This window comes from Pseudomonas sp. GL_139_B, from assembly GCF_057834475.1.
Genome location: NZ_CM174403.1, coordinates 3542178 through 3562990 on the forward strand (window position 1 = coordinate 3542178; position 20813 = coordinate 3562990).

At 57.6% G+C, this 20813-nt stretch carries 20 protein-coding genes and 4 pseudogenes; 10 read left to right on the plus strand and 14 right to left on the minus strand.

Annotated features, from left to right (window positions below; genetic code table 11):
• Nucleotides 1-38: 38 nt before the first annotated feature.
• Together AC3ISI_RS16060 and AC3ISI_RS16065 are read left to right on the plus strand one after the other, a co-directional pair.
• Nucleotides 39-1145, plus strand: a complete 1107-nt coding sequence (locus tag AC3ISI_RS16060; protein WP_489332812.1) for an alkene reductase — start codon at nt 39-41, stop codon at nt 1143-1145.
• 213 nt (nt 1146-1358) lie between these two features.
• Complete coding sequence (locus AC3ISI_RS16065; protein WP_489337728.1) at nt 1359-2246, plus strand: LysR family transcriptional regulator; 888 nt, start codon at nt 1359-1361, stop codon at nt 2244-2246.
• A gap of 2 nt (nt 2247-2248) precedes the next feature.
• Here the strand turns inward: AC3ISI_RS16065 and AC3ISI_RS16070 are convergent, their stop codons facing one another.
• Entirely contained in the window at nt 2249-3469 is a 1221-nt protein-coding gene (locus AC3ISI_RS16070) for an MFS transporter (protein ID WP_489332813.1), read from the minus strand.
• A gap of 224 nt (nt 3470-3693) precedes the next feature.
• Here AC3ISI_RS16070 and AC3ISI_RS16075 point away from each other — a divergent pair, with 224 nt between their 5' ends.
• Entirely contained in the window at nt 3694-4764 is a 1071-nt protein-coding gene (locus AC3ISI_RS16075; protein ID WP_489332814.1) for a Gfo/Idh/MocA family protein, read from the plus strand.
• A gap of 201 nt (nt 4765-4965) precedes the next feature.
• On the opposite strand, the gene AC3ISI_RS16080 is transcribed toward AC3ISI_RS16075, so the two are convergent.
• Complete coding sequence (locus AC3ISI_RS16080) at nt 4966-6183, minus strand: DUF3422 domain-containing protein (protein ID WP_489332815.1); 1218 nt, start codon at nt 6181-6183, stop codon at nt 4966-4968.
• A 387-nt stretch (nt 6184-6570) separates the two neighbouring features.
• Here AC3ISI_RS16080 and AC3ISI_RS16085 point away from each other — a divergent pair.
• From AC3ISI_RS16085 to AC3ISI_RS16100, 4 genes and pseudogenes are all read left to right on the plus strand, one after another.
• Nucleotides 6571-6654 (plus strand): annotated as a pseudogene (locus AC3ISI_RS16085) (RES domain-containing protein); the annotation flags it as partial.
• Nucleotides 6655-6809: 155 nt separating this feature from the next.
• Nucleotides 6810-7091: pseudogene (locus AC3ISI_RS16090) on the plus strand (hypothetical protein); the annotation flags it as partial.
• Nucleotides 7092-7379: 288 nt separating this feature from the next.
• Nucleotides 7380-7808 carry a nuclear transport factor 2 family protein gene (locus AC3ISI_RS16095; protein WP_489332816.1) on the plus strand — a complete coding sequence of 143 codons (429 nt, stop codon included), beginning with the start codon at nt 7380-7382 and terminating at the stop codon, nt 7806-7808.
• 167 nt (nt 7809-7975) lie between these two features.
• Nucleotides 7976-8548: a chorismate mutase gene (locus tag AC3ISI_RS16100; protein WP_489332817.1), complete on the plus strand. Its 573-nt coding sequence runs from the start codon at nt 7976-7978 to the stop codon at nt 8546-8548.
• A gap of 134 nt (nt 8549-8682) precedes the next feature.
• Here AC3ISI_RS16100 and AC3ISI_RS16105 read toward each other — a convergent pair whose 3' ends face one another.
• From AC3ISI_RS16105 to AC3ISI_RS16115, 3 genes are all read right to left on the minus strand, one after another.
• Nucleotides 8683-9819 (minus strand): nickel/cobalt efflux protein RcnA, encoded by a 1137-nt coding sequence (locus AC3ISI_RS16105; RefSeq protein WP_489332818.1) that lies wholly within the window; start codon nt 9817-9819, stop codon nt 8683-8685.
• An 8-nt stretch (nt 9820-9827) separates the two neighbouring features.
• Nucleotides 9828-10103: a metal/formaldehyde-sensitive transcriptional repressor gene (locus tag AC3ISI_RS16110; RefSeq protein ID WP_489332819.1), complete on the minus strand. Its 276-nt coding sequence runs from the start codon at nt 10101-10103 to the stop codon at nt 9828-9830.
• Nucleotides 10104-10173: 70 nt separating this feature from the next.
• On the minus strand, nt 10174-10305 hold the full coding sequence (locus AC3ISI_RS16115; RefSeq protein WP_489332820.1) for a hypothetical protein: 132 nt from the start codon (nt 10303-10305) through the stop codon (nt 10174-10176).
• A gap of 174 nt (nt 10306-10479) precedes the next feature.
• Here AC3ISI_RS16115 and AC3ISI_RS16120 point away from each other — a divergent pair, with 174 nt between their 5' ends.
• The gene (locus AC3ISI_RS16120; RefSeq protein WP_489332821.1) at nt 10480-11967 is read left to right on the plus strand and encodes a sensor histidine kinase; all 1488 of its coding nucleotides are present in this window, start codon (nt 10480-10482) and stop codon (nt 11965-11967) included.
• A 13-nt stretch (nt 11968-11980) separates the two neighbouring features.
• Here the strand turns inward: AC3ISI_RS16120 and AC3ISI_RS16125 are convergent, their stop codons facing one another.
• The 6 genes and pseudogenes from AC3ISI_RS16125 to AC3ISI_RS16150 form a co-directional block, all read right to left on the minus strand.
• Complete coding sequence (locus tag AC3ISI_RS16125; RefSeq protein WP_489332822.1) at nt 11981-12667, minus strand: response regulator; 687 nt, start codon at nt 12665-12667, stop codon at nt 11981-11983.
• Nucleotides 12668-12749: 82 nt separating this feature from the next.
• Nucleotides 12750-13676, minus strand: a complete 927-nt coding sequence (locus tag AC3ISI_RS16130) for a Gfo/Idh/MocA family protein (protein WP_489332823.1) — start codon at nt 13674-13676, stop codon at nt 12750-12752.
• A 94-nt stretch (nt 13677-13770) separates the two neighbouring features.
• Nucleotides 13771-14276 (minus strand): annotated as a pseudogene (locus AC3ISI_RS16135) (tyrosine-protein phosphatase); the annotation flags it as partial.
• A 160-nt stretch (nt 14277-14436) separates the two neighbouring features.
• On the minus strand, nt 14437-15321 hold the full coding sequence (locus AC3ISI_RS16140; RefSeq protein ID WP_489332824.1) for a metallophosphoesterase: 885 nt from the start codon (nt 15319-15321) through the stop codon (nt 14437-14439).
• A 466-nt stretch (nt 15322-15787) separates the two neighbouring features.
• Nucleotides 15788-16309 carry a hypothetical protein gene (locus AC3ISI_RS16145; RefSeq protein ID WP_489337729.1) on the minus strand — a complete coding sequence of 174 codons (522 nt, stop codon included), beginning with the start codon at nt 16307-16309 and terminating at the stop codon, nt 15788-15790.
• Between the two features lie 118 nt (nt 16310-16427).
• Nucleotides 16428-16590, minus strand: a pseudogene (locus AC3ISI_RS16150) (anti-virulence regulator CigR family protein); the annotation flags it as partial.
• Between the two features lie 120 nt (nt 16591-16710).
• On the opposite strand from AC3ISI_RS16150, the gene AC3ISI_RS16155 reads away from it, so the two are divergent.
• A complete protein-coding gene (locus tag AC3ISI_RS16155) occupies nt 16711-17166 on the plus strand; it encodes a hypothetical protein (protein ID WP_489332825.1) in 456 nt (151 codons plus the stop codon).
• A 23-nt stretch (nt 17167-17189) separates the two neighbouring features.
• On the opposite strand, the gene AC3ISI_RS16160 is transcribed toward AC3ISI_RS16155, so the two are convergent.
• Both AC3ISI_RS16160 and AC3ISI_RS16165 read right to left on the minus strand, forming a co-directional pair.
• Entirely contained in the window at nt 17190-17582 is a 393-nt protein-coding gene (locus tag AC3ISI_RS16160; RefSeq protein WP_489332826.1) for a GFA family protein, read from the minus strand.
• 96 nt (nt 17583-17678) lie between these two features.
• On the minus strand, nt 17679-18518 hold the full coding sequence (locus AC3ISI_RS16165; RefSeq protein WP_489332827.1) for an alpha/beta fold hydrolase: 840 nt from the start codon (nt 18516-18518) through the stop codon (nt 17679-17681).
• 107 nt (nt 18519-18625) lie between these two features.
• Here AC3ISI_RS16165 and AC3ISI_RS16170 point away from each other — a divergent pair, with 107 nt between their 5' ends.
• Complete coding sequence (locus AC3ISI_RS16170) at nt 18626-19246, plus strand: GntR family transcriptional regulator (RefSeq protein ID WP_489332828.1); 621 nt, start codon at nt 18626-18628, stop codon at nt 19244-19246.
• A 3-nt stretch (nt 19247-19249) separates the two neighbouring features.
• Here the strand turns inward: AC3ISI_RS16170 and AC3ISI_RS16175 are convergent, their stop codons facing one another.
• Entirely contained in the window at nt 19250-20803 is a 1554-nt protein-coding gene (locus AC3ISI_RS16175; RefSeq protein WP_489332829.1) for an ABC transporter substrate-binding protein, read from the minus strand.
• Nucleotides 20804-20813: the final 10 nt, after the last annotated feature.

Sequence of the window (20813 nt, forward strand, 5' to 3'; positions counted from 1 at the left end):
GCCCTAAGGTGGCCTCCAGACATTTACCGGAGGTCACCATGAATCACCCAACCCTGCTTTCCCCGATCCTGATCGGTCAACACACCCTGACTCACCGCGTCGTGATGGCGCCATTGACCCGCATGCGTTCCGAGCCGGGCGATTTGCCCGGCGCGTTGATGGCCGAGTACTACTCGCAACGAGCCACCGACGGCGGCTTGATCATTTCCGAAGCCACCGTGGTCTCGACCACCGGCAACGGCTACCTCGGTTCGCCCGGCCTGTATAACGACACCCAGATCCCTGGCTGGCAAGCCATCACCGAAGCGGTTCATGCCAAGGGTGGAAAAATCTTCCTGCAACTGTTCCATGCCGGTCGCCAGTCTCACAGCGACATGCAGCCTGACGGCGCTCAACCGGTTGCACCGTCAGCCGTCGAGTACGATGGCGTCGCCTACACCGCCAGCGGCTGGGTGGCCAGCACGCCGCACCGGGCACTGAGCGAGGCGGAAGTTGTGGCGCTGGTCGAAGACTTCCGCAGTGCTGCACAACGCGGGTTGGAAGCCGGTTTTGATGGCGTGGAAATCCACGGCGCCAACGGTTACCTGATTGACCAGTTCCTGCAGGATGGCAGCAACCGTCGCACCGACGCCTATGGGGGCACCATCGCCAAACGGGCGCGTTTCCTGATGGACATCACCCGAGCAGTAATTTCGGTGTGGGGCAGTGAGCGGGTGGCCGTGCGCCTGGGCCCAAGCGGCAATTTCGGCGACATGAAAGACAGCAATCCTGAAGCGCTGTTTGTCTACGTCGCCGAGCAATTGGCGCCGCTGAAACTGGCGTACCTGCACCTGATAGAACCCCGGGTGTTGGGTAACTCGATTGATGAGAGCAAGGATCAGAACCCGGTGGCGGCGCAGTTGATTCGCAAGCACTACGATGGCTTGATTATCGCCGCCGGTGGCTTCACTGCCGCATCGGCCGAGCAGATTCTGCAAGCGGGTGATGCGGACCTCGTGGCGTTCGGGCGTGACTTCATCGCCAACCCGGATTTGCCGGAGCGCATTCGTCATGACCAACCGTTGAATGCCTATGACCGTGACACGTTCTACGGCGGCACTGAAGTGGGCTTTACTGACTATCCGTTCTACCAACAAAGCGCCTGACATTTGCGCTGAATGTAAGACCGCCATCGCGAGCAGGCTCGCTCCCACAGTGGATCTCAGTCGGACACAGAACCTGTGTTCACTGAAGATCTAATGTGGGAGCGAGCCTGCTCGCGATTGGCGGCACCTCGCACCACCAGACTTCCCTTTGCAATTCCCCCGCCCGCCTCTACTCTGCCTTGACCCTCCCCCGCACCGAGCACACCTCAAATGATGGACAGCCTTAGCGGCATTACGGCCTTCATTCATGTGGCCGAAACCCGCAGCTTTACCGAAGCCGGTCGTCTGCTGGAAATCTCCTCCTCCGCCGTGGGCAAAAGCGTGGCGCGCATGGAAGAACGCCTGGGTGTGCGGCTGTTCCATCGCAGCACCCGCAGCGTCACCCTGACCACCGAAGGCGAGCTCTTCCTGGACCGTTGCAAGCGCATCCTCAGTGAAGTGGAAGCCGCAGAAATGGAGCTGCTGGAGTTGTCGGCTACGCCGCGCGGCAAGGTGCGCATCAGCGTGCCGATCCAGAACGTGTTGATCATGCCGGTACTGGCCGGGTTCATGCGTACCTACCCGGACATCGAACTGGACGTGGACATGTCCGACCGCATGGTGGACGTGATCGAGGAAGGTTTTGACGCGGTGATCCGCACGGGCGCACCGCAGGATTCGCGGCTGATGGCGCGCAAGTTGGGTGGCTATCAGTTGCAGTTGGTGGCGGCACCGGCGTATCTGGAGCGCCATGGCGAGCCGACGCACCCGGACGAATTGATCCGCCATGTGTGCCTGCTGCACAAGTTTCCGGCCACCGGGATGATCGAGCGCTGGCCGCTGCGCGTCGGCGACACACATATCGAACCGAATCTGGCGCGCGCGTTGACCTGCACCACGATGGATCCGCTGACGTACTTGGCGATTGATGGGGTGGGGATTGCCTGCCTGCCGGATTTTTCAATCCGTCAGCCGTTGGCCGACGGCAGGCTGAAGGTGGTGCTGGAGGACTACACGGACCACACCGGCAACCTGTGGATGCTCTGGCCTGCATCGAAGCAGACGGCACCAAGGTTGCGAGTGTTGATCGACTACTTCAAGGACAACATTCTGAATGTCTGATGTCAGCGTTGCAGGGCCTCGGCAATCGGCGCCTTACCGAGACCGAAACTGAGCATCACCGCCAAACCCAGCACACCGATCGCGGCACCCAGCCACAGCGCTGAAGACACGCCGGCATGGTCAACCATCAAGCCACCAAACAGCGAACCTGACGCGATGGCCACCTGAAACGTGGTCACCAACATGGCGGAACTGGCTTCCGGCAATTGCGGCGACGTCAGTTGCATCCAACTGCTCACGCCCAGCGGAATCGCGCCATAGGCAACGCCCCACACCAGCACCGCCAACGTCACGCCCCAACCCTGCAATCCGGGCAAGGCCAGTTGCGCCATCACCATCAGCAATACCACGGCGCCCAGCGATGCACGCAGGCGCGTGGTGATGCTCCCGGCCATGGCGAAGTTCGCCAGCATGCCGACCAGGCCAAAACCCAACAGAATCGCGGTGATCGCACTCGGTGAGAAGCCAGCGTCATGCCCAAGGAACGGCGCAATGTAGGTGTACGCCGTGAAATGCGCCGCCACCACTGTGCCGAGCAAAAGCATGCTGCGTCGGGCGTTGCTGCGTGACAGAAACGCCAACAAGGCGCGCACCTGCAAGCCCTCACGGGACGGCAGCGATGGCAGCGTCAGCCACTGCGCGGCCAACGCCAGCAACGCCAATCCCGCTGTCACGGCAAACGACATTCGCCACGAAAACAACGTGCTGATAAAGGTTCCGAATGGCACCCCGAACACCGTTGCCAAGGTAATCCCGGCGAAGATCAGCGCCGTGGCTTTCGCCGCTTTTGACTCACTGACCAGACGCCCGGCAGCGGCAATCGCCACCGCCCAGAAACCACCCAGCGCCACACCCAACAAGCCGCGCCCCAACAACATGATCGACAATGACGGCGCCAGCGCCGAAACGACGTTGGACGCCACCAGCAACAAGGTCAACAGCAGCAACAGATGTCGCCGGTTCATGCGCCCCGCGCCGAGCATGATCGCCGGCGCCGACACCGCCGCCACCATGCCCGGCACGGTGACCATCAACCCGGCCACCCCATCGGTGATGCTCAGGCTATTGGCAATTTGCGGCAGGACGCCGACCGGCAGGTATTCGGTGGTGACAAAGGCAAAAGCCCCCAGGGCCACCGCGTACACCGACAGCCAGTTGCGCCAGGAGGACGGCTGCGCTGGCGCGAGCGCAGCGGTGGCCGGTGATGCAGACAGATCGTTCATGGCAAAGCTCCACAGTAATGAGTGGCGCCATGCTAGGTATCCGAGCCCTGCGGAAAAATGGTGCGCGGCTCCGATCACTGCGGATCAATCGTTCCGCAATCGAACAGCCGTGCGGGCGATTAGCGCCATTCCTGTCCGCAGTGTTCGGCCCTTGGGCCGGTTTTTCCACGGGGCTGCGCTCCCTAGACTTCACCTCGTCAGCCAAACCCTACGAGGACATTCTCATGACAACTGCACACTCCGCTATTCGCGTCGGCATCATCGGCGTTGGCAACTGGGCTCGCCACGGCCACTTGCGAGTGCTCAAGCTGTTGCCGCAGTATCACCTGCAGGCGGTCTACAGCGAACACCGCGAACGGGCCGAAGCCGCGGCCAGTGAATACGCCATCAGCCAGGTCACCGACTCGGTCGACGCATTGGTCAACAACCCAGAAGTCGACCTGGTCGTGGTGCTCAACACCGCCCCCCAGCACGAAAAAACCGTGCGCGCCGCCATTGCGGCCGGCAAAGACGTCTACTGCGAATGGCCACTAACCACTACCACCGCAGACTCTGAGCAATTGCTGCACCTGGCCAAAGACGCCGGTGTGCGTCACATCGTCGGCCTGCAACGCCGCCATGCACCGCACAACCGCTACCTGCAAGACCTGCTGCAACAAGGCTTCGTCGGCAAGGTGCGCTCCGTGCGGATGCACGTCAGCATGAATTACTTCCAGGCCCTGCGCCCCAACGCCTTGCGCTGGACCGCCCCCGAGGAAAACTTCTCCAGCGTCATCGCCATCTACGCCGGGCACTTCCTCGACATGCTCTTCACCGCTACCGGCTGGCCAGTGAGCGTCTCGGGGCTGATGGTCAACCAGTTCCCGAAAGTGACCATCAAGGAAACCGGCGAAGTGCTGGACAGCACCGCCCCCGACCAGCTCGTACTCAGCGGAATGCTCCAAGACGGCGGGGTTATTTCGATCCACATCGAAGGCGGAAAACGCAACGGCTCAGGCGTGCAGATCGACATCACCGGCGACCAGGGCGACCTGAAAATCACCAACCGCTCGGCCTTTGGCGATGTGGGCGATGACTACGTGGTCGAGGGTGCCCACGGTGACAATCTCCCGCTGCAATTACTGCCGCTGCCTCCCAGCTACCAACGTCTGCCCGAGTCGTCATTGCCGTCAGCGGTGCTGGAGCTGGCAGAGCTGTATTACATGTATGCGCAGGATGTGAATGATGGAAGCCATGGTGCGGCGACATTTGAGGATGCGGTGCGCTTGCATCGGTTGCTGGACGCGACCAAATAGCCAAGAGGCGTCATTCGTATCAACGCAAACGCTGCATGTAAGACGAAGCCGGAAGGCCCGGATCGGCTTGCCCATGGCCTGCTGAGCGCCAGTCTTGTCACCAAAATTGGCGAACAACTCAGCTGGCTGGCGACAGGAATGAGGAACTGCCCAATCGTTCAAGCCCCCTCAGATAAAAAAGTGAGCATCAGGGGCATCGCCTCAATGCTCTTTGACTTTCTTGATACGAAGCACAATCAACGCAAGAATGCCAATTGCGAGCGGCGTCATAGCTAGCATGGCTTCTCGCGGGGCCACCGCAACGCCGAGCAAGTGCAGCCCCGAGTAGCCAAGTTTGAACAGGTTAATCAGGTAGTAGGTAATTGCAATTATCGACAGACCTTCCACTGCGCGCTGGATCTTGATCTGAGCATCGGCGCGGGCGTTCAGGCTTTTGAGAATTTCCGAGTTCTGTTCTTCCATTTCGACCTGGACCCGTGCCTGTAACAGATCGCCCAGGTTGGCCACGCTTTTGGCCAAGTGCTCCAACCGCTGTTCGGTGGCGGAGCAATACCTGACGGTGGGTTTGAAGCGGCGTTCGATAAACACCCCGAGGCGTTGGCAATCGCCCACGTGACTTTCCCGCAACTCTCCCAAGCGTTCAAACACCAGTTGCGCATAGGCCTGCGTGGCACTGAAGCGATGGCGGGTTTTGGCGGTGCTACTGACCACTTGGGCAGAGAGGTTGGAAATATCTGCAAGCAGGGCTTTCGCATTATTACCGTCGGCATGGGCGTTACGTTCGGAGAGTGTGACCAAGGTCTTGTCAAAAACATCGAGCTGCGCGCTCAAGGACTTGGCCATGGTCAAGGATAACGAGGCCATCATCCGGTAGGTCTCGATTTCCAGAAGGCGACGTATCATTCGACCTTGTCGATAGGCGTTCAGGCGCCGGTTGACAAACAATAGGTGGTTGTTGCCCACCTCGCTGATACGAAAATCGCTCCAGACCACCGCATCGCCACCCCCCACACAAGAACCGCTCGGGTCCTTGAAGCCGTAACGGGAGAGATCCAGGTCGGCTTCACCTCGCACTACGATCTGCACCGAGTTGATGAGCGCCGGCAAATGCCCCTCGACCTTTCGCGCCAGCACCTCGGGCAGCGTTGTCCAGGACAGGTCGTTGCAGGATGAAGTGACCACCAGGGTCAGGGTGAAAAACTCGGCATGGCGCTCCCATTTCAGCGCATGGCCATCGAGTTGAGTAATGCCTTGGGCGGCATTCAGATCGAGGGAGTCAGGGCAGCAGTTTTGCAGGAATGCATTGCACTCCTGATCGCTGCCGAGGAAGGCCAGATGAAACACATGGGCCGGCTCATCGAAATACAGTGACGGGCGCGCGTGCAGTTCGTTGTGCAGGCTTTGTCGTAACGGGTGCATGTTGTGTGGCCATGTTGGAGTTGTTTTTGGCGCTTACGATTAATGCCCACCCGAGTAACGAGTCCGGATCCCCCATCAAGCGCTGCTCAGTTGGAACAATGTCCAACCCCTCACAACGCATGCGATGGCCGCACCGACAACCAGGGCCATGGACATTACCAGCCCTGTTTGAAAGCGAGAGCGGTGCTCGGTAGTTTGGCGCCACGCCTTTCGGGGCATTATCGGCGGCTATTGTGGTGGGACTGTTTGACGGACTCATGAGTCACCACCCGGTGACGAACTACTCGGAACGCAAAGAGTTCGCGTAAGAGCGGACTCAACGTGTGATCAGCGGTCGATTTGAAGGCTGGGCTGTCGCGACGGGGTAAAGATTCCTTTTGAGCTTTTGTTGCATCGATTGTTCAGACGGCGCATTACAAGATGATCTGGAACGGCCAAGTCACGAGTGTCAGTAAGATTATCGAAGCCTGAAGACGATCTGGTGGCGATGAAGTGAATGGCAACGGGGGCCGTGCGCATTCATCGCCGGTATCGATAGTCACCATCAACGCAATGAAATTCTCATAAAAAATCCTCGGCGTAACATCCGCTCCATACCAACCCATAACACCCCGGAGCACACCATCATGAAACGCCAAACCCTCCTCAGCATCGCTTTCTCGGTTTTCGCAGTTAATGCTTTTGCCGCTACTTCTGCTCAACCTGTGGTCGCTGAAGGCGGCTCGGATCGTCTGATTGAAAGCCGTGTGGCTGAAGGTGGTTCGGATCGTTTGATCGAAAATCGTGTGGCCGCTGATGGTTCTGACCACGTGATCGAAAACCGTGTGGCTGCTGATGGTTCCGACCGGCTGATGCAGAACCGCGTTGCCGAAGGTGGCTCCGACCGTTTGATCGAAAGCCGCGCTGCATGAATGAGTAGCGCCAAAGCAGTTCCCAACCAAGAGCCCGGCCTGATCAGCCGGGCTTTTTCGTGAACTTTTTTAGCGCACTCACCGTATTGGCGGAGCGCATCAAGCACTGCACGATGCTGACGACCCGGTAGGCCCCCGTGACGGGTTCGATGGCGCGGGATGGCTTCCATCCAGGTCCTGCGATATACAGTCACTGGGCGGACGATGCGGCGGCGGTCATTGACCAACGCATTCGCAAAACCACTCGACGTTGCAGAACCCACAATAAAAATACAGGAGTAGACAATGTCTGAACTGAACCTGCGTCCCAACGCCGCAGCCTCCTTGAAGCAATGGCACGAAATGATCCGCACGGCTGACTTGGGCGCCCTGCCCGACTTGCTGGACCCGCAAGCGGTGTTCCGCTCGCCGATGGCTCACACGCCTTATCCGGGCGCGACCGTGGTGTCGATGATTCTCAATACCGTAGTCAACGTGTTCGAGGACTTTGCCTACCACCGCGAACTGGCGACGGCAGACGGATTGAACGTCGTCCTGGAATTCAGCGCCAATGTTGACGGGAAACAGTTGAAGGGCATCGACATGATCCGCTTCAACGAAGCAGGGAAAATCGTCGAGTTTGAGGTGATGGTCCGTCCCTTGAGTGGCCTGCAAGCCTTGGGCGAGCAAATGGGACAACGCCTTGGGGCTTATCTGGCGGCCAGTAAAGGCTGATTTTGTACGTTGCATTTCCGGGCTTCCCGCAGCACTCAACGAAAAGCCCGGCTAAACAAGCCGGGCTTTTTCTTGTACAAAATAAACCCGTCCCCACTTAAAGCCTCTGCCGCACCTGTGGTACATAAGACCCTGATTGTGAATCCTGTGCTCAATGAGGTTTGCCCATGCTCCACGTCCAACGCTTGCCGCAACTGCTGAGCTGCGCCCTGTTCGGTTTATTCACTGGCGGCGTCCAGGCCGATACACCCACCCCTGCACCCGATAGTTTGTTACCGCTGCTGGTGACGATCAACGAGCGCTTGAACATTGCTGATCTGGTGGCGTTGACCAAATGGGACAGTGGCAAACCGATCCAGGACACGGCCCGGGAAACGCAGCTTATCGACAACGCCAAGAAGACTGCCGAGGGCCATAAGCTGAATTCGGAAGAGGTTGCCGATCTGATCGCCGCACAAATCGAAGCCAACAAGCTGGTGCAATACGGCTTGATCGCTCAATGGCGCGCGTCGGACAGGGCGCCAGACACTCCACGGCCGGACCTCGTCAATCAAATCAGGCCACAACTGGATGAGCTGCAACACCGCCTGCTGCAGCAATATGCCGACTTCATCCCCTATCGCAATGACCCCAACTGCCCAAACTGGCTGGGGACCGAGCGAGCCAGCCTGATCAAGGATCAACTGCACGGTCAGGCCCTGATCCGCGCCACCGGGGAGCTGTGTGTCACCGCTCAATGACCGGTTTACCCCCAGCTGATGCATCCATCGTCTGCATCAAGTGCGTGGCTTTATCGCGGTACCCAATGAAAAGCCCGGCCTGATCAGCCGGGCTTTTTCGTGCAAGAAACAGATCCGCGCCCATTCAAAGCGTCTTAAGCGTTCAACCCGATCCAGCCATGAATGCCGACATACAAACCCACGCCAATTATCAACGCCCCAGACAGATAAGGCGCCCGACGTGCAACCGCTCCCAACCACGGCCAGCGATTGGTCGCTTGCCGGGCGCCAATCGCTGCCGCTGCGCCGACCGATACCAGCGTAATCGCTAAACCAATACTAAAGCACAAGACGAGTGCGCCACCCAAGGCGACTTCCTTGACCTGAAGGCAGAGCAGCAAAACAGTGATGGCCGCCGGGCAAGGAATCAGCCCTCCCGTCAAGCCGAACACGATGATCTGGCCGGTGGTCACTTCACGATTGGTAAAGCGCTTGCGGATGTCATTGGCATGGGCACGTTCATGCGCATCCTGATAACCATCCACCGACAACTCCAGGCCTTCCAGTTCCGCGTGCGAATGCTCGTGATCATGCTCCAGGTATTCCAGGTCGTAGTCATGCGAGTGCCCGGCGTGTCCCAGGCTCAAACGAACGCTGAATTCATGGGGTTCGGGAATGTCCGCCGTCGATTGCAGAAAACCGTCATGTTCAATAAATGAGAACGCCTGGGTGCTGCCGTCCGGACGCGTTGTCAGCACCCGGACATCCGCTGCGCCCCAGGCATGCCCGCTCAATGCTTTCAGGCGCCAGTACGGTGGCATGCCGGCTTCGAAAATCGAAAGTTCGACACGGCCATGACCGGTATCGATGAGCCGGATTTCATCGTGGTGACCGTGGTCATGTTCGCCGTGGTGGTGATCTTCGCCCTGCTCGAACTTGAACATCTGTTCGCCACGCCAGGTGCGCCACAACATCCAAAGCGCAATCAAGATAATCAGTGCAGCGGATGCGAGTTGGAAATACGGCTCGGTGGTTTGAGCATCCAGCCCCTTGCCCAAATACATGCCACCGATAGCGACCAACCAGACCACCGCCGTATGCGACAGCGTTGCGGCCAGTCCCAACAACACCGCTTGTTTGACCGAGCCACGAATGGCCACGATGAACGCCGCCATCATTGTTTTTGAATGCCCGGGTTCAAGCCCGTGCAAGGCTCCCAACAGTATCGCGCTGGGGAAATAGAGCCACGCGTGGGCGCCACCCTGTTGAAGCAGTTCTGCGAAATTTGGCATTACCGGGCCTATTTGGAGTAACGGCGGATGGCTTCGAGCAGTTCTTCGACGCCTTGGGCCCGCTCCTCATCGCTCAGTTCAGGATTGGCGACATGTGCATGCGCGTGAGCCTCGATGATTTCATCCATCAAACCGTTCATGGCCCCGCGGGTCGCTGCGACGAGATGCAGGGTTTTGGCGCAGTCGGCGTCCGAGTCCAGCGCTCGCTCTATCGCCTGAACCTGTCCGGCGATGCGTTTTACCCGTTTTAATAAATCGTCTTTTTGCCCGTGAATGTGCGCCATACCATACCCCCCCTACCTATTTAGGCGAGGATGATCTCCTGCCATTGAGAGATTTGCAATCTCCTGGCGATCAGGCCGCCACATCAGGTGTAAAGAAACAGGCCAGGCCGAGGATCAAGTACACGGCGAGTAGTTGCACGGCCTTCAGCCACTCGGATCGTCCGGCGCCGGCCACCTGACCGGTAATCAAAACAACCAGCACAATGAGAGTCAGTTGCTATTAATAACGTCGAAAAGGAAACCTGCTGGTCAATAATCGAAATATCAATTTTGATTGAGGGTAAAGCGCTTTAGCCGAGACATGCCAGACTCCAGATATCCGTTGAGTTGCAGGGTTTTCCAACCGACTTATCACGATGATCAGGGAACCAAATCAATGGTAAAAAATGCAAAAGTCGAATCAGAAAACCAGACTTTTATCGCGCAGGAGACTGAGCCTCTGGCCGAACCTGCCTCTGTTTCCGATGGCGTTCGCAATGGAATCTGGCGCACACGGATCAGGGTCCGGGCGAGCGAGCTGAGTCGCTCTACCCAGTTTGTCATTGCCGCTGCGGTGATCCTGGGACTGACCATGTTCTTCGTCGGCAAACTGGTGAGCCAACGAATAGAAAGAGCCGCGGTACATAGCGCGGCAGAAGCAGCCGCTCAGTACATGGATACGTTTCTGGAGCCCTACGTGCAGGAGTTGGGCCGGGACAACAACCTCTCGGATGCTAGTGTCCAGGCCCTGGACCGCCTCACGCAAAGTCGTGCGCTTAAAGAGCACATTGTCACCATCAAGATCTGGCGGTCGGATGGCACGGTGGTCTACAGCACGAATAAAGCCATCACCAACCACAAATTTTCACTGGAACACGTCCCCGAGGCACTCAAGGGCAAAGTGGTCACCGACCTTGAAGAGCTGAGCCAGGATGAGAACAAGTTCGAGCGCACGCTCAACATTCCGCTCTATGAGATCTACGCGCCCCTGCGGGATTCAAGCTCCGGGAAGATCATCGCGGTGGGCGAGTTTTATGAAAAAGCCGAGAGCCTCAAGCACGAGATCAATCGTGTCCGACAGCAGGTTTGGGGGGTTGTTGGCGCCGCGACGCTGGCAATGCTGACGCTGCTTTTTTTCATCGTGCGACGCGGTGACAAGATTATCCAGCGCCAACAAGTGGCACTGCACTTACGGCTGCAAGAGCAAACCCGTTTGCACATCAGCAATGCCGAACTCCAGCGCAAGATGGCGACGGCGACCCAGGAGTTTTCCCGGGTCAACGAACTCACCTTGCGGCGCATTGGTGCAGACCTGCACGATGGGCCAGCACAGTTATTGACTTTGATTCTGATCCGGCTCGATGACCTGGCCGAAAACTGCTCGGCTGTCGATCAGGAGTCGCTGGAAACCATTCGTGGCGCCGCCACCGACGCATTGCGTGAAGTCCGCGATTTGTCACGAGGTCTGGCACTTCCGGAAATTAACGACATGAGCCTGGTGGAAGAGTTGCAGCTGGTGGCGCAACGGCACGAGCAACGTACCGGCACCAGGGTCACCTTAACCCTGGGGGCGCTGCCAAAGGCCACGCCGCTGCCGCTCAAACTCTGTTTGTACCGTTTTGTGCAAGAAGCCCTCAACAATGCTTACCGTCATGCCAACGGCGAGGGTCAGGTCATCCAGGCGAAATACATCGATGAGGTATTGAATATCAGTGTCAGGGACAGTGGTCCGGGTATGGCAGCGGATGCCATGCAACTCGATACATCCGGCAGAACCCGATTGGGGCTCGCCGGTTTGCGTTATCGCGTTGAATCTCTGGGCGGATTGTTCAGCATCGACTCCTGCGCTTCGGGTACGTCGGTAAATGCCCAGTTCAAACTCTAGTCAGGAGCCCGCCCTAAGCATCCATTGGGGTTTTCCCTGCGCCAATGTGAAAACGCCCGAGCGCTTCGCGCTCCCTGTAATGCCGTAGGGCCGTGACCGCTTCGACACGATTTCGGGCGTTCAGTTTCTGCATCACACAGCCCATGTGGTGCTTGACGGTTTTTTCGCTTATCAACAGCTTTGACGCAACCTCCCTATTGGTCAGCCCCTTTGAAACTTCAACAATGACCTCCTCCTCGCGTTGGGTCAGATCAAACGTGTGATTTTCCGCTTCGTGTTTCTTGATATTAGTCAGCAGTTTGTTGGCAAACTCGGGGGTGATATACGTCTCACCCTTGGCAACCGACCTGATCGCCAGGACCAGTTCCGGTCCGCTGACACCTTTCAATACATACCCGCGCGCGCCAGCCTCGAGCGCCAAAAAGGCATCATTTTCGGACTCTGACACCGTCAGCATCAGCACCTTCACATCCGACAGCTCAGTGGAAATGTACCGCACCGCGGCGAAAACATCCCCCGGCATATTGACGTCCATCAACATCACATCCGGACGCACCCTCTGGGCAATATCCCTGGCATCTTGCGCACTGGCGCCCTGCTCCACGACCTGAAGATCCACCCGTTTTTTCAACGTATTGGCAACGCCCTCACGCAACAACGGATGGTCGTCGACAATACCGATGCGAATGAATGGATTCATGACGCGCTCCCGAAAGGATGAGTACTCGAACACTCATTGATTAATAGCAGGGAACCTGGGATGACGCCGGTTATCCGTCGTGCTAATCGTAGAACGGCTCAACCGACGCCCGACTGCCAACAAAAAAACTATCGGCAACCAGTCGCAACGGCTGGAGGTCCAGGTCACTGGCTTTGTCGCCAATCAGCTGGTGAAAATGTCGATACACCGCCGTGTACTCACCCTCCTCCGATACGGCTTGGCGCACGCCATCAATACTCAACTGTGCACCACCGTTGTCCAGTCGCAGGATGCCTTCGGTGCAGCGAATCTCGATGCTCCAGAGTTCCTCATGACCATGGTCGAAATCGAATTCTGCGCGGACTTCGAGGTGGCTCGCATCTGACATTTTGATGGAGGCGGCAATAGGCGACTGGCAGTTACTGGGGACTCGCAGTTCAGCAGACTCGACAAACAGCGGCAACGCCAGCAGATGGGTTGCAATCGATAAGGCATTGATGCCGGGATCGAAGACGCCCAGGCCTCCGGGCTGCCAGATCCATGCCTGGCCGGGGTGCCACTTGCGCACATCTTCCTTCCAGTCGATCTGTACACTTTGCAGCGTGCGGGTGGCCAGCCAGTCACGGGCGGCGTTGATACCGGGCGCGTAGCGTGAATGCCAGGCGAACAAGCCACTGACACCTTGCGCCTCTGCCTGATTGACCAACGCCATCGCTTCACCCAGCGTGGCGCACGGCGGTTTTTCTACCAGCACGTGTTTGCCAGCGGCCAGCGCTTGTTGCACCAGTGCAAATCGCCCTTGCGGCGGTGTGCAAAACGCAATCGCATCGACGTGCGGGCCGTTTTCGAGTAGCTCGCTCAAGGACTGAAAATTCTCTACCCCGGCGCAGGGCTGCCCTTGCGTTGCGACAGACACCAACTGGAACGCGGGGTTGGCGTTGATCGCTGGAACATGTTGATCCTGGGCAATCTTGCCGTAGCCCACCAGGCCGAGACGGATTGGTTGCATCAATGACTCCTGATTTTATTCTTGTCTTGGTACGCGATTCGGCAAGAGTACGTTTGTATCGCAGGGAAGTCATTGATGATGTGCTTACGGTCCGCACTGCTATCGCGTCAACACCGGCCAGCTCATTGAGCAGCGGATTGAATTGACCCCGCACACCCGCATCACTGACGAATGACCGGTTGATGCCCTGCATCATGGCGATGGCATCGGCGGCACTATCGATCGAGCCCGTGGGGAGGTTTGAACCGGACGTGGCGTTGCCAAGAATGTCGATGTTCAAATAGCGCGCACCGTTGGGCAGGGTGTCGGGCGTATCGGCGATTTCGCTCGGCGTGCGCAGGTCGTAGACGGCCTTGAGGCCGAGGCCGTTCAAGGCGCCCAGATCCGCCGCCGACGGGGTCAGTGCGTTGGAGCGATAGAACACGCCGCTACGCATCGTGCCGTCGTTGGCTGTGGAATACGCGGCGGTGGTGCCAGCCACATCGCGGAAATTGTCGATACTGCGCAGGCGCGGGGGTCCTGGAGGTTGTTCTCAGCAGCCTGGGTAGCCGAGATAGACAGGGCCAAAACGGACAGTGGACACAGAAGACGTTGAAACACGGTACAGCCTCATTAAAACGCATTGGGCTGACCACTATCTGCAAGGAAGAAAGACCGAATATGACAGGTTACTGACGGATGAAAATCCGTGCGCGAATGGTCCGAAAAGCTCGCTTATTGTCCGTGGCCTGGCGCTAAAAACGCCAGTCTACCCTTTCCATCACTGCGCCAACTGCGCGGTGATCCCTTGCGAACCCTCGGGCAGTAAACAGCCTTTGGCCATCCACGGACAGTCTCTGGCCCAGCGATAGCCGGATTCCAGATCCCCTCGATCATTGTAATACGCCAACCTCAGTTGACGGTTATTGAGGTCGAGTTTGGCAAACCCGGCCCGCGATGCGGCGAACGCGCTATCTGGCGCAGGCGTATTAAGAGCATAAAGTTTCTGCCCCCCCGCACCGGAGATAACCCACGCGGGCTCCCCAGCACGCAACAACAGTTGTTGATTGTGATCATGGCCTGACAGAAGCAGATCAACCTTGTTGCGTTGCAATGCCGGCAAAAGCCTGGCAATCAGATCCGACTCCTCACCATGCTGGCCCTGATTGCGCACCGGGTGGTGGGACGCTGCGATTCGCCAAATAGGGGCCGGGCCAGGTGCCTGGAACGACTGATCAATCAAGTCGATTTGCTGTTGCAAACTTTCACGCGGTGCCGACGTGTCGAGGAACACCATTCGCACTAATGGGCGCCCATCGACTTCACCGAAATCCTTCACGTAAAAGTTCGACGGCATCTGCCAGCGGCCCGATCCCTTGTGCTGTTGTCCGTACTGAATCTCATACTGTTGCGACACCGGGTAATCGTGATTGCCCAGTACCGCGTAAAACGGCACATGACTCAGCCAGTGGCCCCAATAGACACGCTCGAATCTGGTTTGCCAGTAGAGATCATGGGTACTGGTTAACGGCTTGTAGAAGTTGTCGCCCAGGAACACCACCATGTTCAACTGCCCCTCTTTGGAGGCGACTCGCTCCATGGCCTGCCCCACCCGCCACTGCTGTAGGTCACCACTGCCTTGATCGCCCACAGCGATCAACGACACTGATGCCGAGTCCAGACCACTCAGGGGAACGTAAGGCGATGGTGGCGTATACAACCAGTAGCCACCGGCGATCAACAGAAGAACGAAGGTGGCGCCTGAGCTAAGTACGATGCTTCTGAACCTCAAACTCTTTGCAAGCATCGCGGGGAATATTGGGCGTTTCACTGGGTGACTCACTGGGCGATTACAGACAGGGGGAAATCAAGTTGATCCATCCCGTCAATACATCACGCCAGTTGTTCACACTTCGTTAAAAAATTGTGCCGTATACATTTTTCAAGCCTGTTTATTCGACCGGCTCCTGCATCATTGCGATGGCATCGGCGGAAGTTTAAATGCGCTCGCAGAGGGTAGGCGAGGACTCCCACCTACCACTCTGGACAAAACTGCCAATCGAAGAAAACGAACAGACCTCAGGCGTGCGGCAGACTTTGCAATTGAATCTGCCGTACTTCTCTGTCAACGCTTATGGATGATCGGTACGACTTTTCGAGATCGACATACCGGTTTTGCTCAAACCTTTCGTGTTGTGATCTCCCGGAGTCGAGGCAGCAATGGCGCTGGCTTTGCTTACACCGCGAGTATCTTTGGAGTGGGCGATACCTGAAGTCGTTTGGCCATGACCGCGATCACTATTACGATCTCTGCCGTAATGGTTTCCGTTTTCACCATGATCACGAACGGCTCTGCCGGCATGATCACTGCTGAGCCCATTACCGCGGCCGCTACTATGAGTACCGCCGGAATGATCGGAACCGCTGTGACCAGCGCCCATACCGCTGCCATGGTCACCGCCTACGCCACCTCCGTGACTGCCACCCCCTCCAACGCCGCCACCTCCACCTCCGTGACCACCACCACCACCACCACCACCATCCTTCGCATAGGCGGAGTTCATGACAGACAGATCAACGGGGAGTAATGGGGAGGCTGCAAGCATCAGGGCGCAGGACATCACAGCAAAGAGAGTCTTATTTTTTAAAAGCATGATTGCTTCCATAGGGTTGATATCGCATGCGTTAAGACGCATTTGCCCCCTTCCAGTTCAAGTCCCGCGACAGACGGAACGCGATGCTTGCGGCTCCGCTACTTTCACGACTCAAGCATCAATCAAAAGAACCGTTATGAACTTCATAAATGAAACCGGTTGCCAATGTGACCAATATCAAATCCGTGCCCGCATCGTGCGAGGTTCTTTTGAATACCAGGTAGCCGCGCAGGTCCGGGGCTCCAGTACTCCTGATACCCGCCAACAATCCCCAGAACGCTTAAAATTTAGCGCTCCACTGCAACAAGCAGATGGAATTTCGCGCGGACAACATCAGAGCCGTGATTAATGGGCTATACCGGCTAATCACCCGTGCAGTTCTTCGATACAGGAGTTTGGCCATGAAACTCAGAAACTCACTGTCAGCACTACTGGTCAGTGCAACACTCTTCGGTTGCGCCACGTCATCGAACCCCAGTGTGACCGTGACTTTGGTTGCCACGCAACGCAACGCCGGTCAGATCGGCAATGTAACCTTGACCAACTGGGACAACAATAAAACCGGATTCAGTTTCTTCATCAGCGGTGCTCCAAGCGGCGTCACCCTGCCCTTGCGCCTCTACACCTTCGTTGTTAAAGGCAGCTGCCAACAAACCGGGACAGTCGCCTATGCGATGAACGATCAGGTCAACACCGAGCGCCAGCCCATACGCGGCTGGACGTTATCCAGAAGCGCACCAGTCGCCATGTCGGACCTGCTTGCCGGTGAGTACGCCATCATCGTCAGAACGGCACCGAGTGATGGCAATTTTGATATTTTTTGTGGGGATATCAAGCAAGGTGTCACGGCGAAGTAGCCACGGCCCTTTGAATTCGATGACTACTCCTCAAAGCGCCCCGTGGCGTCACGATCGTGCTGGTATCGTCTTGTGAGCGCAAACGCCGGCAACCAAGACTCGCGACGCACTGTCCAGCTTTCGTAGGTCGGCTTGAGTTGGTCAATAGCATCCAGAGAGCCCAGGTTCACTTCGACTTCGTCGTCGGTGCGGGCGAACACCGAGGAACCGCAGCGAGGGCAGAAAAACCGCCCCGCGTAATCGCGTGTTTCACCTTCGATTGTCACCGCCTCCTGAGGGAATATCGCGCTGGCGTGAAAAAGCGCGCCGTGGTGCTTGCGACAGTCCAGACAATGACAAAGGCCGACCCGGTAGGGGCGCCCCGATGCCACAAATCGGACATTGCCGCACAGGCAGCCGCCGGTGAATCGGTCCATGCTGCACCTCCTCTGAAATCCAGCGGTCCTGACGGCCGTTGTTGGTCACTATGAACATAGCAGCCGGATGACTACGAGGAGGCGACTGCAGCCCTTTTAATCGCCTAGCTGCAACAGGAAATCCTGCACGTAGGGCACGACCGATATTCCCGCGTGAGCGGTGTTAGGAACAATGTCTTGTTGAACTCGAATGTCGTGGGCTTCAAGGTTGCGAGCCAATGTAGCGTTACGCTCCACCCGTGTGCGTCCAGCGTCGTTGATGCCTTCCATGTATTGCACTGAACCGGGTGCGTAGTGAATTTCCCAGGTTTCCAGATCTGCGGCGCCCACCAACAGTTGAACATCCACTTCACGCAGTGCATCGAGGTTCAGGCTCTTGCCGAAAATCGCCTCGATTCCGCCAGTGCCTACCCACCAATCACGGCCCTCATCGATCAACGTCACAGAACCCGGCGCACCAATAGAAACGGACCGTAGACGTTCGGGGTGCAGGTAGTAAAAACGGTTGGCAAAGTGCCCGCCCCCCGAATAACCAAACAATGAAAACTTCTCGAACGACGTGCTCAGCGCCTCGGCGACTTCATCGACCATGCCCAACAGGACTTCGTCATAGCGGATGTCCCCTTCCTTGAGGTATTTGAACCCGTGCGGGTTGCCATCGCCCAGTGGGCCTACCGGAAACAGTGGCGCGAGAATGATGTAGCGATTGAAGCGTCCGAACTCGGCAAACGCGTCCCGATACTCAACCATCGTGCGCCCGGTACCATGGACCGCGACCAGCAGACGGTGGCCCTCAGGTGCTTGATCGAAGGTTTGCGGAACGTACAGGCAATAGGCAAAACGCGGATCTTTACGGCACGAAAAAATGGTCGTGCTGCCTCGGTAGTACATCTGACGATGCCGCGCTTCGGGAGTGTCTTGAGGGTTGCTCAACATTGTGAAACCTCGTTGCTAATTGTGCCATTATTAATAACTACAACGGGTAAGGGTCATGCACGTTCGATGACTCACCTACCCACGTCCACGTTTTGCGGAAGTCACCTTTGAACAAAAAAACCAATGATCGCAGCCATTTGGTGCTGCTGATTTCAAACGACATCAACGCCGGTGTTCTTCCGACCGGCAGCTGGCTCAAGCAGATCGATCTGGAACAACGTTACGGTTGCACCCGCCTGGACATCCGTCGCGCGCTGGATCAGCTAACCCTGAAAAACATGGTCGAACACATCCCTAACCGGGGTTATTACGTCCACACACCTGACCTGAGCCAGGTGGCGGATACCCGTGAAGTTCGCATCGCGCTCGAATGTGCAGCAGTCGATCAAATGGTCATCACCGAAGACCGCTTGCAGGCGCTGGACCTCATTGCCCAGCGCTTCGATCGCCTGGTCAACGAAGGCACGATGCAAGAGTGCTATATCGCCAATCTCGAGTTTCATCGCGCGATCTACGACATGTGCACCAACCGCGTCATGATCGAATTCATTGAAGAAATTCGCAGCCGTCCGCCGTCGTCTCCAGGTGGCACTTGGCGCACCCATCTACGCGCCGAGCAGTCGAGCCGCGAACACTTCCAGATCCTTGAGGCCTTGCGTAACGGTGACCGCGAACAACTCAAGCGACTGATCGCGGCACACATCCGTCAAACCCCGCTGGAGCAATGAATCTCAAGGCTTGATGCTGACGCCCCACAGGCGCGGCTTCTGCCCGATCCAGGCGTCGTAGCCCTCGACCTTCTCGTTCAGCGCGACAATGTCCAGGCCGTTGTACATCACGATCATCGGCACTTGATCAATGAAGCGTTCATGCAGTTGATCGAAGATCGACTGGCGCTTGGCGACGTCACCTTCCTTCAGCGCCTGAGTCAGCAAATCAATCGCCACCGGATCCTCCCAGACCTTGCGTGATTCCTTGTCCTTGTTGCCCGTCACCTGCTCAAAGCTCAGCGCCGGATCGAAGCGAGCCGAGTAAGTGAAGGACATCGACTGATAACGCCCGCTCTGGTAGCGCTCAAGCTGAGTGCCCCACTCCATCACTTCAACCTGGGCGTTAATGCCGACCGCTTGAAGCATGGCCTGGGCAATGATTGCCAGGTCATAGCTGGGCACCATCGAACGCTTGTTAGCGACAATCGTCAGCGGTTGCCCGCGATAGCCTGCTTCCTGAAGCAGTTGCGCGGCCTTCTGTGGATCGTAAGTAAAACCGCGCTGCTCGCTCGGGCCGTAGTAGTTGGACGCCACGCTGATGATCGAGTTATTGGGCACACCGAAGCCGTTACTCGTGGTCGCGACCAGTTGTTTGACGTCGATAGCGGCCGCAATGGCCTGACGAATGCGTTTGTCCTTGAGCAACGGATCACGGGTCTGGAACATCAGCACGTTCATGGTCGCGCTGGGGTCGGTCGAGACTTTTAGCGTTGCATGCGTCTTGATTTCCGGCAGGTCGGTTTCGGTGACTTCCGCCATGTCCAGATCACCCGAAAACAGCGCAGCCTTGACCGTCGCCTGATCAGGAATAATCACGAACCGGACTTCATCGGTCAGCGCGTTCTTGCCGCCGGTGTAGCCGTCGCGAGGGCCGGGCAAAGCCTGATAGCCGGCGAATCGCGTCAATGTGACGTACTGCCCGCGCTTCCACTCACCCAGCTGATAAGGGCCGGTGCCAATCGGCGCGATGAATTCACCCTGAGCATTGACCGAGGCTTTGTTCAGCACGGCCGTGCCGCCGCAATCGGTACGCGCCAGCGTAGCGAGGAACATGCCGCTGGGCTTTTCCAGTTCCATCACCACGGTGTGCTCATCCGGCGCCGTGACCTTGGTCACTTTGGTCAGGCCACTGCCATCGAACTCCGGCAGGCAACGCCACTGGGTCTTGGGGTCCATGTCGCGGTTCCAGCTCCACAGCACATCGGCAGAGGTCATCACTTCGCCGTTGTGGAACTTCACTCCCGGACGCAGGGTGAAGGTGTAAGTCAGGCCATCAGCGGAAACGTCGACTTTCTGTGCAAGCAACGGCTTGACTTCGCCCTTCTCACCATAGGCGACCAGGCCTTCTGTCATGTGCAGCACCACCGCGTCGGAACGGTCGTCGCGATTGACGCCGGGGTCGAGGCTGCGAATATCGGAGTTCATGGCCAGGCGCAGGGTTTGTGCCTGGGCGACGCCGCAACCGATCATGGTCATCATGCTCAGCGTCAGCGCATTGACTAAAAAGCGTTTCATAAGCGAGTCC

What these genes read in the sequence shown, in the direction of transcription:
- AC3ISI_RS16130 (WP_489332823.1), bottom strand. Translation starts at nt 13,676, where the DNA reads ATGCAACCAATCCGTCTCGGCCTGGTGGGCTACGGCAAGATTGCCCAG.
- AC3ISI_RS16080 (WP_489332815.1), bottom strand. Translation starts at nt 6,183, where the DNA reads ATGCACCCGTTACGACAAAGCCTGCACAACGAACTGCACGCGCGCCCG.
- AC3ISI_RS16105 (WP_489332818.1), bottom strand. Translation starts at nt 9,819, where the DNA reads ATGCCAAATTTCGCAGAACTGCTTCAACAGGGTGGCGCCCACGCGTGG.
- AC3ISI_RS16075 (WP_489332814.1), top strand. Translation starts at nt 3,694, where the DNA reads ATGACAACTGCACACTCCGCTATTCGCGTCGGCATCATCGGCGTTGGC.
- AC3ISI_RS16160 (WP_489332826.1), bottom strand. Translation starts at nt 17,582, where the DNA reads ATGGACCGATTCACCGGCGGCTGCCTGTGCGGCAATGTCCGATTTGTG.
- AC3ISI_RS16095 (WP_489332816.1), top strand. Translation starts at nt 7,380, where the DNA reads ATGTCTGAACTGAACCTGCGTCCCAACGCCGCAGCCTCCTTGAAGCAA.
- AC3ISI_RS16100 (WP_489332817.1), top strand. Translation starts at nt 7,976, where the DNA reads ATGCTCCACGTCCAACGCTTGCCGCAACTGCTGAGCTGCGCCCTGTTC.
- AC3ISI_RS16175 (WP_489332829.1), bottom strand. Translation starts at nt 20,803, where the DNA reads ATGAAACGCTTTTTAGTCAATGCGCTGACGCTGAGCATGATGACCATG.
- AC3ISI_RS16070 (WP_489332813.1), bottom strand. Translation starts at nt 3,469, where the DNA reads ATGAACGATCTGTCTGCATCACCGGCCACCGCTGCGCTCGCGCCAGCG.
- AC3ISI_RS16155 (WP_489332825.1), top strand. Translation starts at nt 16,711, where the DNA reads ATGAAACTCAGAAACTCACTGTCAGCACTACTGGTCAGTGCAACACTC.
- AC3ISI_RS16065 (WP_489337728.1), top strand. Translation starts at nt 1,359, where the DNA reads ATGGACAGCCTTAGCGGCATTACGGCCTTCATTCATGTGGCCGAAACC.
- AC3ISI_RS16110 (WP_489332819.1), bottom strand. Translation starts at nt 10,103, where the DNA reads ATGGCGCACATTCACGGGCAAAAAGACGATTTATTAAAACGGGTAAAA.
- AC3ISI_RS16120 (WP_489332821.1), top strand. Translation starts at nt 10,480, where the DNA reads ATGGTAAAAAATGCAAAAGTCGAATCAGAAAACCAGACTTTTATCGCG.
- AC3ISI_RS16125 (WP_489332822.1), bottom strand. Translation starts at nt 12,667, where the DNA reads ATGAATCCATTCATTCGCATCGGTATTGTCGACGACCATCCGTTGTTG.
- AC3ISI_RS16145 (WP_489337729.1), bottom strand. Translation starts at nt 16,309, where the DNA reads ATGCTTTTAAAAAATAAGACTCTCTTTGCTGTGATGTCCTGCGCCCTG.
- AC3ISI_RS16165 (WP_489332827.1), bottom strand. Translation starts at nt 18,518, where the DNA reads ATGTTGAGCAACCCTCAAGACACTCCCGAAGCGCGGCATCGTCAGATG.
- AC3ISI_RS16060 (WP_489332812.1), top strand. Translation starts at nt 39, where the DNA reads ATGAATCACCCAACCCTGCTTTCCCCGATCCTGATCGGTCAACACACC.